The 15897-nt window shown below is 32.0% G+C and carries 11 protein-coding genes and 2 pseudogenes; 3 read left to right on the top strand and 10 right to left on the bottom strand.

Going from position 1 to position 15897, the window contains the following annotated elements:
* Nucleotides 1–309: 309 nt before the first annotated feature.
* Both SLH52_RS05880 and SLH52_RS05885 read left to right on the top strand, forming a co-directional pair.
* Complete coding sequence (locus SLH52_RS05880; RefSeq protein WP_320208347.1) at nt 310–1524, top strand: serine hydrolase domain-containing protein; 1215 nt, start codon at nt 310–312, stop codon at nt 1522–1524.
* 240 nt (nt 1525–1764) lie between these two features.
* Nucleotides 1765–2655: a DUF4097 family beta strand repeat-containing protein gene (locus SLH52_RS05885; protein ID WP_320208348.1), complete on the top strand. Its 891-nt coding sequence runs from the start codon at nt 1765–1767 to the stop codon at nt 2653–2655.
* Between the two features lie 379 nt (nt 2656–3034).
* Here the strand turns inward: SLH52_RS05885 and SLH52_RS05890 are convergent.
* The 7 genes and pseudogenes from SLH52_RS05890 to SLH52_RS05920 form a co-directional block, all read right to left on the bottom strand.
* A pseudogene (locus SLH52_RS05890) lies at nt 3035–3347 on the bottom strand (RNHCP domain-containing protein).
* Between the two features lie 552 nt (nt 3348–3899).
* Complete coding sequence (locus SLH52_RS05895) at nt 3900–4331, bottom strand: hypothetical protein (protein ID WP_320208349.1); 432 nt, start codon at nt 4329–4331, stop codon at nt 3900–3902.
* Nucleotides 4332–4715: 384 nt separating this feature from the next.
* On the bottom strand, nt 4716–5585 hold the full coding sequence (locus SLH52_RS05900) for a phosphotransferase (protein WP_320208350.1): 870 nt from the start codon (nt 5583–5585) through the stop codon (nt 4716–4718).
* A 417-nt stretch (nt 5586–6002) separates the two neighbouring features.
* Nucleotides 6003–6269, bottom strand: a complete 267-nt coding sequence (locus SLH52_RS05905) for a CD3324 family protein (RefSeq protein ID WP_320208351.1) — start codon at nt 6267–6269, stop codon at nt 6003–6005.
* Nucleotides 6270–6908: 639 nt separating this feature from the next.
* Nucleotides 6909–7169: a hypothetical protein gene (locus SLH52_RS05910; RefSeq protein WP_320208352.1), complete on the bottom strand. Its 261-nt coding sequence runs from the start codon at nt 7167–7169 to the stop codon at nt 6909–6911.
* Between the two features lie 1086 nt (nt 7170–8255).
* The gene (locus SLH52_RS05915; RefSeq protein ID WP_320208353.1) at nt 8256–9029 is read right to left on the bottom strand and encodes a GNAT family N-acetyltransferase; all 774 of its coding nucleotides are present in this window, start codon (nt 9027–9029) and stop codon (nt 8256–8258) included.
* An 874-nt stretch (nt 9030–9903) separates the two neighbouring features.
* Nucleotides 9904–11876, bottom strand: a pseudogene (locus SLH52_RS05920) (S9 family peptidase).
* 922 nt (nt 11877–12798) lie between these two features.
* Between SLH52_RS05920 and SLH52_RS05925 the strand changes: the two are divergent.
* The gene (locus SLH52_RS05925) at nt 12799–12930 is read left to right on the top strand and encodes a hypothetical protein (protein ID WP_320208354.1); all 132 of its coding nucleotides are present in this window, start codon (nt 12799–12801) and stop codon (nt 12928–12930) included.
* A gap of 399 nt (nt 12931–13329) precedes the next feature.
* On the opposite strand, the gene SLH52_RS05930 is transcribed toward SLH52_RS05925, so the two are convergent.
* From SLH52_RS05930 to SLH52_RS05940, 3 genes are all read right to left on the bottom strand, one after another.
* Nucleotides 13330–13515, bottom strand: coding sequence for a hypothetical protein (locus SLH52_RS05930; RefSeq protein ID WP_320208355.1), 186 nt, complete (start codon nt 13513–13515; stop codon nt 13330–13332).
* Between the two features lie 65 nt (nt 13516–13580).
* Entirely contained in the window at nt 13581–14807 is a 1227-nt protein-coding gene (locus SLH52_RS05935; RefSeq protein ID WP_320208356.1) for a multidrug effflux MFS transporter, read from the bottom strand.
* Between the two features lie 523 nt (nt 14808–15330).
* Nucleotides 15331–15855 carry a GNAT family N-acetyltransferase gene (locus tag SLH52_RS05940; protein WP_320208357.1) on the bottom strand — a complete coding sequence of 175 codons (525 nt, stop codon included), beginning with the start codon at nt 15853–15855 and terminating at the stop codon, nt 15331–15333.
* Nucleotides 15856–15897 lie beyond the last annotated feature (42 nt).

The following is a 15897-nucleotide window of genomic DNA, read 5'->3' on the forward strand; positions in this document are numbered from 1 at the left end:
AGCTTAGTGTATTATCAATATAGAACACTATAACAATAATACAATTATTACTAAGTATTTAAAATGGAGGTGTAGTAATGAGTTGTAGTTAATTATTGATGACCTCTTACTTGATTACCCTTTTATTACTCTATACACGGTTACATTAAACATCACCGAACTTTCCTAATCCTTCCAATACTTTATTCCACAATATGTCCCTAGAAATAATTTGAAACCTTTAGGATACAAATCCGTAATAATAATGATAATTTCGTAGATAGAAAAGTAATCAATTCACGTGGACAAAAAGCACAAGGGGAGATTCATATGAAAAAAAGCTCGTTTATTGTGTTCATTAGTCTTTTACTTGTTATAAGTGCGTGCTCTGCTGAAAATCCTACCATAAAAGAAAGTGAAAAAACAGAAAATAAAAACCTTATTGAGAATTCATCAGAAGAAAATATTGCATCAGCTCAAGTACAAGAAGTAAGTCAAGATTCAAACGACTTAGATGTATATACGAAATTGGATAATGCGATGGTTCACTTTGAAAAATACTATAATTTTTCAGGAGCTGTATATGTAGGTATGGAAGGTGAAGAAATATACGCTAATACGTTTGGTAAGGCTGACTTTGATCAAAATATCGCAAATACATTAGATACGAAATTCATCATAGGCTCTTTGACTAAACAATTTACTGCCGCAGCAATATTATTACTAGAAGAAAGAGGATTACTTGAACTAGAACATCAAATTACAGATTATTTACCTGGCCTTTCTCAATGGGAAGGGGTTACGATTCATCACTTATTATCGATGTCATCTGGAATAGTAAGTACAGATCATCCGGTTTTTGCTGAGAGTTTAGAAACAAATTTCGGGTCAAATATTCCTGATTTGATAACCGAAGAAGAAGCTATTTCTATTTACAAAAACATTCCTCTTAACTTTAATCCTGGTGAAAAATTTGAATATAGCAATTCGAATTATTTAATTTTAGGATTGATCATAGAACGTACCTCTGGAGAATCATATGATAAATTTTTAGAAAAGAACATTTTTGAACCTTTAGCGATGTTAAATTCAGGTTACAGTCTAAACTGGGATATGCTAGAAAATAAAGCTCAAGGGTATGAAAAAATCAATTCTGAAAATGATTTTTATCCTATTCAATACGATTATTTCTTGACCCATTCCTCCAGCGGTTTGTATACAACTATGAATGATTTAGTAACATGGGATAGAGCATTATATTCTGCAAAGTTACTAAAAAAAGAGACTATAGCTAAGATGTATGTTCCTCATACTAACGTCCCTTATAACTTCGAATATGGGTCTGAATATGACTATGGCTATGGTTGGTTTACACAAGAAAAAACAGTTGAGCACGCTGGAGACTTACCAGGATTTACAGCAAATTTTTATCGTGAGCTTAATACTGAACTTGTCATAATTATTTTAAGTAATAACGAATACTTAGATAGGGATAAAATGCGTAGTCTTACAAACACCTTAACTAACATTGTTAATGGTGATTGATGATAAAAATAATTAAGTATAGGTATAGAAAACATAGAGATTTTATAATAAAGTTATGAGAAATTCATTCAATCGTAAAAAGAGATTTCATAACTTTTAAACCAGAAGGAACAGTGACGAACAAAATAAATATTTGCTTATAGAAATAAATTAGAAGTTATTGCTATTCCATCAGGTGTATTGTAATCACGTAAGTTGTGTGTACATTTAATACTCATATTATATAAGGAGGGAAACAGCATGAAAAAGCTGTTGGTAGGATTATTTGTTGTATTATTTATTGGAATAATCGGTTCAGTTGTTTCAATAAATGCCACAGGTGGCTTATCCTTTAATACTGTAGATTTACTTGAAAAAAAAGAAGTTAAGAATGAAGAGATCAAGAAAATAGACATTGACTTCCCATCAACTAATATTGAGGTTCAGCCTTCTGACGATGATCGCTTTATCATTGAGGTGAATGGTAGAGTTAGTGAAAAACTGAAGGATAAATTTAAACTTAATGTAGAAGAACAAGGTGATTTGTTAAAGGTAGAATTTCAAGATCCTAACACATTTTTTAATATTGGCTTATCTATCGTGGATACTACTGTTTCAGTTTACTTGCCTACAAAGGTATATGAATCAGTAACAATAAATACAGCGTCAGGAAATATTGATGCTGAACAATTAAACACAAATCAATTGAACGTGTCAGCAGCATCAGGAAATATTAAAATGAAAGACATGCAAGCCGATAAAGTTTACACATCAACAGCATCGGGGAATATAACAGTAGATCATCAGCAAGCAATTACTTCATCCTTTGAAGTAGCATCTGGTAATATGTATTTAACAAATGTAGTAGGTAATGTAACTGCACATAGTTCATCTGGAAATATTACTTTACACAATGAGGAATCTTCTGGTGATATTTCGGCTAATGCTTTAAGTGGTAATGTAAAAATTGAATACGAAAAAGCCCCATCATCAATATATATAAGTTTTAAAGCTACTTCAGGTAATGGTAAAGTTGAATTAGATGGCATTAACTATGAAGAAAAATCTAATGACCGAATTATCGGAACCATTGGGTCTGGAGATCATGAAATAATTGTAGATATAACATCTGGTAATTTTAAACTTCAGTAATAGAGGTGAAGAGAAGTCAATATACTCGAATCCTTCATCCAACAATGATTAATGTTCTTAAGAATAGGCTGCCATTCTAGTGGCCTATTTTTTGTGATTCACTGTCATGTTGTTTTTTGGTTCAAAAAACATGATTTAATCCTCACGTCATTTTGTGAAGATGCCATTACTTTTTATACGAAGAGGTAGATATGGCTTTACCCAACCTTAAGAGGATTCAAAGTAGAAAAGATACCACCAAAACTAGATGTAAAAGATGTAACCATGATTCTATCTTAGTATGAAAAGCAACAACTTGCGTGAAAGTAGCCTTAACAACGAAGAAAAGGTATTATGACAAACTAAAATTTACACTCCAAACATAGCAGGTAGGATGTTATTAAACTATTAGTTTCATATAATTAATTATTTGATCTTCTTGCAGTGTATCTGTGGCAACTTTATTCTTACCAACCTTAAGACATTTTGTACATTCATGAACAATTTGATAGCCTTTCTTGTTAGAATAATCAAGCCCAATCGGTACCATTAGTCCAAAGCAATCACTTGCCCTATCACCTGGTTGTTGAATACAAACAGTTAGGACAATGATTTCTAAAACTACCATTAGTTAATGGTGTAACTTGTTCTCTACAATTTTCACACTGAAACGCTGTATTTTCTGATTTTCTACTCAAGTGCTCTACCTCCAAGATTAAATTATTTAACCTATGGAGGCAGGGTTCCGTTTTGTTTTTACTACTGATGTAGCTTCAGGCTTTCTAAGCGACTTGACCAATTCACCGCCAAACTCTATTCAGCGATTACTTCTAGTTCCAACTTCAATTTAGCATATTTCATCTAAATATCCGGACCACGATTGATTTTGTTTATTTGTATCAACCACTGTAAGACGGACATCTCCACCTTCCATTAGTAGGTGTTCTACTTAGATCACTGACTTAGGCATTCGTCCCCTGTATAGCACTTTTGGATACTTTAAAATAACTCAACAATGTATCACTCCATTTAGTCGCTATGTTTGGAGTATTCATTGGAATTATAACATAAGTTAAATTTTATGTTCATATATAATAGTACCACCATGAACTATAAATATAGATCTCATCTCTCAACATATCCTCCCTACCCTTAATTTCTTTCCGCCAAATGACCTATCTTTTCTATATTAAATAAATTCAGTATAATAACATTCACCCCTCTAGAATAGTTAGAAAAGTGAATGTTTAAGTTTTATATAATGTTTACGCTGATACTGTCTTTTCCTTCGATTCTGAGACAGTAAATTTATAAACAATTGCTACCACTACTGAGAAGAATAGATGTGTCATTAGGTTCATAAGTTGATCAGGAGTAAATGCATTTACTATATTTGTCCCCATTCCCATCATTAATGGCATAATGACTAATGGACCTAAAATCCATATACCAATTGTAAAGAGCACAGTAAGTAGCCAAATTTTTTTTACAATTATAGCTAACCCCCCAAACGATACACCAAAAATTACACTAATAAGCAAATGAATGACCCAGCCTACAGCTAGACTGTCACTACCTACCATTGATGCAATCATTGGCAATTTCCCCATTAGTTGCATTACGATTCCGAATGCAATCCCTCCGGCGATACCGCCAATGCTTCCTGCAATTAAAGCTTTTTGTAAAGGCAACTTCATATCAAATCCCTCCTAAAATTTTTTACATAATCATTATTAAAACTACAGCTGCAATAATAAGTAATTCTTTATATAGCATACCTGTATTTAAAGAAATAAAATGTAATCCAGCCTGCATTTTTCTGATTATTCTTAAAATAACTAGAGATATTTAATTTGCTGTAATAAAGAGATAAATAGCTAGAATCTATTCACAACACTCAAACATAAATGTTTTTTCATTAAAAACACATCTAGCGCATTTCAATCGCTGAAACGCACTAGATCGTGGAAGGTTCTATGTGTTTTTTAGTTGATAGTGTTGAAAAACAACTACATCATGATTTACGAATATATTACAAAGACCCAGCAAAATATGTAATGCTAATTAAAAAATTAAAACTATTAAATAGAGAAACCCCTGAAATACTCCAACTTTTTATTAATGTAACCATCACCTGTATCAATACTTCCCACAATATGAAGATCATGTAGGCATAAGCCCATTAACCATAGTTGCCTAATTCCAACAAACACCGGGATTGCATCTAAATCATGCTGGCTTAGCGGTCTTACAGAAGTGTATCCTTGAATAAAAGCATCCCACAAATTATTTAACAATTTATTGTCACCTTTTGTGTGAATCTGACGTGCAAGTCTAAATTCTGCTATATCGTATGATCTCCATCCATATCCACAAAGGTCAAAATCGTAGTGTGTATAAGAAAAATCTTCTTTAAAGCTAATGTTTGTGTTCCCATGTAAATCACCGTGACAAATACCCCAATCAAGCCCATTACCTTCAAGCTCCTGGACACTAGCTTTTAATTTACTAGAAATTTCCTCAATAAAAGTATAATCCTCTATTCGGTGTAACATGGAATTCTTTATTATTTTCAATGGGTTATCAATAAGATAGGTTAAATTTAGTTCGAAGCGTTTCTCTGTTGTAGTAAATTTTTCAGATTTCATATGCAGTTCTGCTACGGATTGTCCAAATAAGGAACTTATTTTTTCATTGTCAATAGGTTTTTCCTCACCCTCTGCAAAGCTAAACAATACTCCGAAACGATTTCCTTCTGGAGCGTTTAGTCTATTAATGAATTCTCCATCCTTTCTAGTAATTGGGTAAGAAACAGGTATTCCTTCACTTTTTAAATGAATTACTAGATCTAATTCAAAGGCAATCTCTTCTTTGGTAGTCCTCCAATCATTTCTGTACACTCGAAATACATACTTAGAATCTGCTGTATGTACGACATAAGTATCATTCATACCCCTTAAAAAAAAGTTCACTTTCAACGGAGTTACTTCGTACATCACAGAAATGTACTTTTTTAATTCATTTTCACAAAGTGTAGAATAAGTTACAGGAAACATTATGCAAACCATACCTTTCTATAAAACCTAATTGTTTCACCATACATTCACGTACTACATAAATGCAATATGTATATTTTTCAATGGCTGTTTTCACATTGATTGTTGCTTTGGTATCCTTTCGCCTTTCAAAACGGTGAGAATCCCATTAAACTACGTCAATATGTTTTTATATAGCAACGAGAGCCATTTATTAACATTAATGATAATCGTTTAAAGTGGTGATATATATACCAAAAACGATCTAGCAGTATTGTCACCATAAAAAAACACTGATCGTATTTATATAAAATACAATCAGTGCTGTCATTACTATTTATTTGAATATACTATTTTTTTGATAGTTGCTTGTGAAAGAAAAAATTCATCTGCTAATTGATCAATGGACTTCCCATTGTTAAATTCACTTTTAAGTAAACTGTTCCTATCATTAATTGCCTTTCTTCCACCAGAACATGCTCCCCATTTCTGATAATTTTTTTTGGATTTTGGAACATATATCGTTTCACCTTGTACATATTTTTGAAGCTCTCTAAGTAGTTCCTTAGGAATTTTTTCTCTTATTGTAGATTTACTCATTTCTGCCGCCCCTTATTTATCAAATATGATAAGGTGCAAAACCAACCATGTCAGAAATGGCATCCTCTAACTAAGACGATTTGATATATCACCTTATGCAAAGTATCGCCTTCAGACACTAGGCTTTGCATAAGGTTCTCAGATCATTTACAAACCAAAGAGTACTTTTCATTCACAATACCTCCATTCTACATAAAACTTTTTTCTATACAAATTTCTAGATAATATATAAAACTAATTATGCCACAAATGATAAAAAAGGACACTTTTCAAGTGGCTGTTTACGTATAGAATGTTGTTTTTCGTACAAAAAATAAACACGTATAGAACTAGCTTTCAGGGTATCTTTTCTTCTCTAAAGACTATAAAAAATCATACTATACACATATTAGTGACTCAAATTCAAGTAAAAAAAAGCACCAAAGTTTACGATAAGAGCTTTTCAAGTTTATTATCAATAGAGCAGGTTTAATGGAGTACCTACGTCATTTCTTAAGCTTATTCCAACCACTGTCTCCGACTTAATAATTGTTCCTTGATGTGTCAGTCATCTAAGGAACAACTTCTGCTAGTCTTTTCTCAACAGAAATAGTTCCCTTTTGCATTAAAGGTAGTAAGTTCCCATATGTTACATTCTTTTCAGACTAACTTATCATCATCACCTTTTTCTACTTCTTCAATAAACATATTATACTGGGTTGAATTTGACATGTTTCTTTGTGTGACTTGTTCATGATAATTCCAATCTTCATCAATAAAAGAAATATCATCAATTTTGCCTCTGAAAATATTCACTTTATCCGCCTCAGCTAATTTCTCAAGTGCTTCTTCCTCTGATTCTGCGTTAACTTCAACCTTTAAAACAGCAATGTACGGCAATTCAATGTAATATTTTTTCATATTGTTAACTTCCTCCTATTATTTAGTTAACTTTGTAAATACATAAAAGTAACACCAAATTAAATCACTAATTGTTTTATGGTTCTAAAATCTACGGCATTTATTAGATATCGACGACTCTCCCTTCAAGCTTATTAGATTTTTTCATTTCCATGATGTGGATATATTATATATAAAGTCTAGAACCTTTAGCTAGTAGCAACCTCCTATGGATGTTTATAATAAAATCAGCAAAGTACCTGTATAGTGAAAATAATGAAAAAAATTACTTAATTAAGCATTAAAATGAAGCTTTACATGCTTGTAGATAGTATATATAATAAGGACATTCAAAATATGAGGTACTTTTACTTTTAAAAAGAACATATACTAGATACGTTTCTCCGCAAACGTTTAAGTAACCCCAAAATTATTTATTTTGGGGTTGTATTATTTTTACTCTCTTTTTCATCATTTAGTCGGTAAAACCGCTTACTTATGTATGACATGATCTATTTTATCGTTATTAATATTAGGTGATTCGAATGGGTGTTGTTGATTCATAAAGGCTGTGGTTTAACTTCTTAATTCTACTTTATTTTCCTTATGTGTTAAAACAATAATTATGTGGATCTAACCATAAAATAAACTCTTCTGATTCTTTTTCCTTCAAAGAATTCACACTCGATTTTTCAAGAATTTACTATGGAGAGAATGACGTTTTTCAAAATTATTTTGATGGATATATCAGGAACTACACACAATTAATAGTACAATAACCCTCCAAATAATAAAGCCGTTTTAAACTTCTTGATCTATTATATTAACTAATGTAGCCTTATAATATTTGTAACTATAGCCAAACTCAATTGACCTAGCCTTTATGTACTTTAATATCATAATTACTCTAACTAAATTTCCATGCTAATTATCTTTATTGTTAATTAATATGAATAGCTATTACACAAGTGAACAGTTAACATTTCTCTTGGTAAAAAAAGCGCATTTCTGTTTTACTACAGAAATGCGCCTTTTTATTATATAGGATTATATTCAGCCTAATATGTAGACTGTTTGTTTTACAATTACATAGTGAGATCTACAAGCTTATTTTTTATAATTAATATAATACGTATCATATGACTCTTTCAAAATGTAACCAAGTTTTTGTGCTAAATTAACTGATTCAATGTTAGCTGCATCCCAACTAGGATACACCCCGTTGTCAAGACAATCTAAAATCAATGCAGATGCTGCTATTGATGCTAAGCCTTTTCTTCTATGCAAAGGATGTGTAGCAACTTCAATTTCAATTCCATGATCGTAAATACTATATGATGATGCCCCACATACAACTTGTCCATTATATAAAAGTGCATATCCTACACCTCTATTAATAAAATCATCTATCGAATCAAACTGACTTGTAAAATCCTCTGAAATTTCATGCAGGGATGGTTCTTTTGCCAATGTTGAATTTATTTTTTGTAATCTATATCCTTCTGGTAATTTTGATATAAAACCATGTATGTGACTCCGATTTAGATCTTCAGGATTTTTGTTGAATTTATATCGTTGAAATTTGTTCAAAACTCCTTTATGAACAGTCTCTATACGATTTTTCCATTCATCATTATTTACGATCACATATATATGTTCAGGAAGGTTGTGAAGTAACTCCTCAGCTCCCTTTGAATATGGGTTACCCGCATAGTATACAAAAATACCGACCATAATTTGTGCAGTAGTTGGGTTCTCAAGGTCATCAACCCAAACAGTTCCCATATGACCTTGAAGACATGAAAGAACCATGGTACTATCCATATCTTTAAACATAGGAAACAACTTTTCTCTTACATTGACACCTGCTTCATGAATCATTAAAATTCCTTCTTTCCTAATATTATTTCATCAAAAAATTTATCGACAAATCAGTCCTATAATTTTTCTAGACTAGATTAGAAGTCTTGAATTCGCCACTCGTATTAAATTCTTGAATGTATTTTCCATCTTCAAAATGCTATCTTCTAATTTTAAACAGTAAGCATGGAAGTTACGATTAGCCCAATACTTCGCTAAATTAAAAGGTATATAAGTACCATCTTGTTTTAAGATTATAGTAGAAATATATTTACTAAACTCATATATGTAAAACTACATTAAGCTATGTAATATATTCTCTTCCTTTGGCTATTCTTTTTGTAAAGTAAGCATTATATCAACTCCTACACAAAAATCTTGGTATTCTTTTCGTCCAATCTTATATTCACAATACGTCCACATACAACGATTCTAATATAAATTATTAGACTAACTTTTGTGAGGAATAACAGGAAATTAAATTATAAGAATTTATCATTCAAAAATAAAAAGCCACAGGGTTATATAAATTAACCTTGTGACTCACATTACGTTCTTTATCGAAAACATACTTACACCATGCCCTTTTCATGGAGGCTTAATTTCTAAATCCGCATGAGTGAGAGGCAATACATTTAATTCCCAAGGTTATCCTCATTAAATTAGTCATTGTTCACTCTCACTCCTTTCCATAATAAGAAAACTATACCAAACATTCTTGTGTAAATCAATAGCTTAAGCCATCATCACTTTACTACTACTTTTTACAATAAAACACCCTTTTCACACGGTAAGTTGTATTTTCAAACAGTTTACGTATAGAACCTTAAAAAACAGCCTTCTTATGAAGGCTGTTTCATCTATATGTTTATCTGTGAGGATAGCTATTTATTAATCATAAAAGCCTAAAATCTTTCATACTTTCACCTAGAATATAGTGGGAAAACCACATCAAATTTTGCTTCATAATAGCCATGTGAATTCCAGGCTGGTCAGAACTATATGCCATTCCTTTAAATATAATTAACTCTGTATCAACTTCCATCTCCCTTAGCCCTTGATATAGTTCATATGCATTTGGTGTTGGAACTCTTTCATCCATTTCACCATGTTGGATCAAAGTGGGAGTACAGGCTGATTTAGTATATGTCATTGGTGATGCTTTAATATAAATCTCTGGATCATTCCATGGATTACTTCCTAAATACATCCTACAAAAATAAGGTATATCTGTATTTACATATTGAGTATTCCAGTTCGTAATTCCACCTCCAACTGATTAGCTTTAAATCTACTACTAAATGTGGAACAGAAAGCTGATATATATCCCCCGTTGCTCCATCCCATAACTCCTACTTTATCTTTATCTACAATCCCTTTGTCAATAAGTGTATCCACCCCAGATATAACATCTTCGTAGTCACCAATTCCCAATTTTCTATAGTTTGCTTTTAAGAATTCATTACCATAACCAGAACTTCCCCTGTAGTTCGGTTCTAAAACTATAAAACCTTTTTCGATAAACTGTTCAATAGGATATTTCTCATTAAAACAGTCTGAAAATATTGGAAATGATGCCCAAGCCGGACCTCCATGGATTACCACTAACAAGGGATATTTTTTATTTGCGTCAAACTCTACTGGGGTTGATAAAACTCCCTCTATCTCCAGACCATCACTACTTCGCCATGAGATTACTTCCCTGTTACTTTTAAGCTTTCCTTTGAAAAAGCTATTTTCATTCGTTATTTTTTTATTGTCTAAATAAATTTCAAAGTTTTCATTTGTAATAGCCTTATTATATGATATATGATTTCCATCTCTTGTTATAGAAGCTTCCATTATAAAACTATCTACTTTTTCGCTTAACATTTCCACAGTGCCATTGTCAGATAACAACCCAATAAGATAATTAGTTCTATCTTGCCATCTAATTAAAATTCCTTTAGCTGTCCACCGTAATGGAATAACAGTACTATCATTATCTGTTAAAGGTTGAATTAGCTCCCCAGTATTAATATCATATATCTCTATTGTACTATCTTGTATGTGGGTCTTATAGTAATCCTTCTCTCTTATGCTTGCTGAGTAACAAATTTTGCTGCCATCAGGAGAAAAGCAAATACTCCCTCTCAATAACTTATCTATATTCATCTTTTGTAGCTCTCTAGGTTTAATATCTAGTATATATAGATCTCCATCTATAAAATCTCCCAAATTTGGGCTTGGTGTAGTCATTAAAACTGCCTTTTTCCCATCATTTGAAATATCAAACTCATGGATATGAAAATCCTTACCATCAGTTAGTTGATAAACAACACTATTGTTGAGTTCATCTTTATCATTTTGAATCTCTTTTTCTATTTCAATGTAATATAAACAATTATTCTGGTATTCCTTACCTATATGTTGGAAATCTCCATATAGTTCCTTACGTTTCTTGATAGATTCACATTCTTCTGAATGTGCAACATAATAAAAACCCTTGCCAGTAGGCTCCCATTTGAATTTATTAACCCCTTCTTTCTCATCAGTTATTTGAAATTCACTATTACCATCTATTGACTTAACAAATATCTGGTTTTTCTTATTATCCCCTTCACCTACGAGGCTAAGGTATGCGATATATCTAGAATTTGGAGACCACAATGGGGATGTACTATCTATATCACTAGTTGTTAATGGATAACACTGCCCCTTATCTTTTTCATATATCCATATATGATTCCTATAATTATTGTCCTTCCAGTTAGTTGTCTTCTTGACAAATGCTACGTTTTTACCATCATCACTTAAGTTAGTACCTGATATGGTTGGTAATGAAATAATCTCTTCTATACTTAGATATGTTTTTTCATTAATATTCATTATTATATCCCCTAATCTATTTTGGTGTTGTCAAAGGTCTAAGCATTAATCTTAACAATAATTTTTAAAATTATATCAATATTTTCCCATCCTCCCACAAAAGGTTTTTATCTATTTCCACCTTTTGTTTCAGCATGACTATAGTCGTATATAAAATATATTGCATCAGTCAAGCCTCTACCTGTCCCTGTTTAACTAACGATTTACAATTAGAAAAATCAACCTTTACTCATTCTGAAATCATAGCCTCTCCACCCTGTTTTTCAATTATAAGTGCTTTAATATAATGATGATATATAAGAAATTAGTATAAATGTTATTTACCTAGACTGTGTTTGATTTAATTGTAGCTAACGTTTGTGGCACTTATTGAAACTAATTTAGGACAGCAATGAATTATTTTATACAATTAATTTCATTTTAAATACCGGGTGACTATTACTTCCCGAAAAGACTAATTTGTTAATTCGAAAGGATTGATTAACTAACATAGATCATAACAAATGAACTCTGACATATACTTGTCAGAGTTGTTCTTACGATTATATTTTTTGAATAATCACAAATTGACAATTACTACTTACAAGTATTACGAAATATAAGAACCATATTATCACTATTGGTTTAGGAAGTTTTTCATTATTAAGATTAAGGCTCCAAATTAGAATTTGCTATTGAATTCGAATTATACGATAGTTCCCCATATTGGCGAAGTTTGATGTGAATTTACAACTAGAGTTCGTGGCACCCTTTTCTTCTCTAATCCGAACAAAAAAAGAACAGGCATGGTAACCTCAATAATCAATGAGTTCTATAAAAATAATTTAATTTTTCCGAAAAATATACAAAATTCTAGAAGGATTTACAATTTTTATGAAGAATATGTAATTTAGGTAATTATTAACAGGAGGTGTTATAGGGTATGAAAATTAAAAAAGTGTTAGTATGTACAGCATTAACTTTAACTATAATTGGATCTGGTTTATCTGTTGCAAGTGCTGACCATAATCCACCAATTTGTGCTGGTCCGAATGGTCCTTGTATTCAGCCTTAGTTATACATAGGACTAGAGCATGTCAAATAATGGCATGCTCTTATTCATCCTACTTTCTATTATGTTTCATTTAAATACTTCTTGATCTATTTAATCATTTGAGTTGATAATGGCAACTGTTGGTGATCTTTCCAAACCCCATTTATCTTTACATTTTTAGCTATACCCTCTTTATGAAAACCAGATTTTTCCAATTCTATAATTGAACTAATATTATGGGGAATAACTCCTACTTGAATACGGTATAGCTTCTGCTTGTTATATCTATATTCTACTATTAACTTAACTACTTCTGTTTCAAAAAATATCCAATGTAAGCACTCTGTAGAGAATCTCGTAAAACTTCAGTAACTATTCTTAAGGTAGTCCAAATAGCCTTTAGTACCTTCTTATGCATACCTAATGTTTAATGTTCTTTATTTTACTTAGAATCTCAGAAACTCCAATTGCAATGCTTGCATTTAACATTCCTAACACTGACATTATGAGAACACCACCATCGTATTCAACAATAAAGTTCATTACAAAATATATACCACTAAATCCTAGTACAATAATTCCAAAAAGAAATAAATATCTCTCCATGATTTACATTCCTTTCACCAAAGGCACCTTTTACTAACACCCTTTATTGGATGATCAGCGTATAATTACCTTTCCCCTCGAGGGACTAGAAATAAATAGGAAAGTGCCGCGCTTGCACCTGCACCTACGATAACCATTCCCATTGGTATAGCTGTGTGTTCCCCTCCTACCCCAACTAATGGTGCTACAAATGCACCTAAAGCTAATGACATGACCCCTAATAGGGCTGCTGCACTTCCTGCATTCTTTCCTTGTTTTTGCATAGCTAGTGAAAATCCAGATGTACTTACAATCCCGACACTTGATACGACAAAAAATAGTGGGATTAGCAGGAAAATTAACTTAGCATGTAGGAGAATCAACACAAATAATAATATTCCCCCAAATAGTGAAGTAGCTAATCCAAAAAGAAAAAGCTTTGACTCATGTATTCGTCCTGCCAACTTCCCTGTGGTCTGACTAGCAATCATGATACCTAATCCATTGATTGCAAAGATGAGACTGAACATTTGTGGTGATTCTCCATAAATATTCTGCACCACAAAGGGAGAACCAGATATATAAGCAAACATAGCAGCGAAGACAAACCCTTGAGCTAATGCAAATCCTATGAAGGTTCGGTCCAAAATAAGATTTCGGAAAGTAGTAAAGGTATTTTTCATTCCCCCAACTGACCGCTTATCGTCATGAAGGGTTTCCGGTAAACCTAATAGGACGACAAAAAACATCACTAAACCTATAATACTTAATAAAATAAATACACCTTGCCATGGGACTATTTTTAATAACTGTGCTCCTAATACTGGAGCCATAATAGGAGCAATACCATTGATTAATGCAAGCAATGCATAGAACTTAGTAAGTTCTGTGCCCGAATACAAATCCCGAACAACCGCCCTTGATATAACAATACCCGCTGAACCTGCCAACCCTTGAATAAAGCGCAAAACAATTAATGTCCAGATAGAAGGACTGAAAACACATAAAAGGGAAACAACAAAATAGGTCATTAAGCCAATTAATAATGGTAAACGTCGCCCTCGCACATCACTAATTGGTCCAGCTAAAAGCTGACCAAATGCTAAACCAAGTAAGAAAAAAGTCAGACTAAGTTGAACTAGTGATGGGCTTACGTTAAAGTCTTTTGCTATATCAGGAAGTGCTGGCAAATACATATCAATCGATAACGGTCCAAACCCTGCTAATGTTCCTAGAATTATAGCCATCCATAACCTCTTCGATTTAGAGATTCCTACACGGCTATCAATGAAATGTTTTAATGATTCTCCCATAACATAATTAAACCAACCTTTTCTTTAGACTAGAGTAATAGTATTCGAATTTTTCTCTTCTAACTTATTTATATCATAATTATACACAAATCATTGTCCAAGTGTCTTAAACACATTATTTGGAATTGAAAACAAATCAATTAGTAGATAAAAAATAATACCTCAGACTTTCTTATTTGTAGCCTTTACTTGACAAACTGTTGAGAAAGAAACACCGAATAATATGATATTACTAAACTTGATCATACTAAAAAGAAAAAGGTTTAAACCTTTTTCTTAGATTTAATAATACATTAAACATTTTCAGAAAGTGGATATATTCTTAAAACTCATTATATACAAAATGTAGCTGACAAATTATAGAGAAGGAATTAAAAGTCGAAATACCTCTAAACTACCCTACCACTTTGAAACGAGTCGGTCGAGAACCTTCTTATCAGCTATCCATTCTACTTGATCTCCTGAGGGCAATACATACTAAATACTGTATATTTTACTCGTATTGTGATTTCAAGGGCTCAGTTTAGCAAAATAAAGCTTTATTCGTCCATGTATAATAAACAAATTTTAACTTCTGACCATTCATTTCAAATTCTTCATCATAGGATTCTGTATGCTCAAATCCATTTATCTCTAAAACTTTTTGAGATGCTATGTTATTGGTTGTTGTTTTCGCCTTAACTTGTGTTATATCTCGGTCTGTTAACGTTTCTAATAGTAATTGTAGTGCTTTTTTAGCTACACCTTTCCCAGTATATCGTTGACCTACTCTATATCCTAGATGACCAATTTTTTGTGATTTATCAATATCAACTAGGTTTATTCTTCCAACAATAGAACGATCTGTAGATTTAATTAAGTAGAAATATGAACACCCTCGAGCTTGTTCTTCAAGTAAAGTTTCATGCCTTCTATTAAATACATCAGGCTTATAGTAGTCGTCACCTCTGCCCGGCACCATTTCTTCGAAAAAATTTCTGTTTTGTAGTTCAAACTTATACAAATTTTCCGCATCTGTCACATCTAATTTTTCAATTAATATATCCACGTGTATTATCCACCATTCAATTTGTTATGTCTTACGTGATAA

Origin of the sequence: Cytobacillus sp. IB215665, assembly GCF_033963835.1 — a bacterium.
In the GTDB taxonomy this organism is placed as follows: domain Bacteria; phylum Bacillota; class Bacilli; order Bacillales; family SM2101; genus Nanhaiella.

Bases quoted from the DNA above. Each gene is read 5' to 3' on its own strand.
- SLH52_RS05880 (WP_320208347.1), top strand. From the start codon at position 310: ATGAAAAAAAGCTCGTTTATTGTGTTCATTAGTCTTTTACTTGTTATA.
- SLH52_RS05885 (WP_320208348.1), top strand. From the start codon at position 1,765: ATGAAAAAGCTGTTGGTAGGATTATTTGTTGTATTATTTATTGGAATA.
- SLH52_RS05895 (WP_320208349.1), bottom strand. From the start codon at position 4,331: ATGAAGTTGCCTTTACAAAAAGCTTTAATTGCAGGAAGCATTGGCGGT.
- SLH52_RS05900 (WP_320208350.1), bottom strand. From the start codon at position 5,585: ATGAATGATACTTATGTCGTACATACAGCAGATTCTAAGTATGTATTT.
- SLH52_RS05905 (WP_320208351.1), bottom strand. From the start codon at position 6,269: ATGAGTAAATCTACAATAAGAGAAAAAATTCCTAAGGAACTACTTAGA.
- SLH52_RS05910 (WP_320208352.1), bottom strand. From the start codon at position 7,169: ATGAAAAAATATTACATTGAATTGCCGTACATTGCTGTTTTAAAGGTT.
- SLH52_RS05915 (WP_320208353.1), bottom strand. From the start codon at position 9,029: ATGATTCATGAAGCAGGTGTCAATGTAAGAGAAAAGTTGTTTCCTATG.
- SLH52_RS05925 (WP_320208354.1), top strand. From the start codon at position 12,799: ATGAAAATTAAAAAAGTGTTAGTATGTACAGCATTAACTTTAACTATA.
- SLH52_RS05930 (WP_320208355.1), bottom strand. From the start codon at position 13,515: ATGGAGAGATATTTATTTCTTTTTGGAATTATTGTACTAGGATTTAGT.
- SLH52_RS05935 (WP_320208356.1), bottom strand. From the start codon at position 14,807: ATGGGAGAATCATTAAAACATTTCATTGATAGCCGTGTAGGAATCTCT.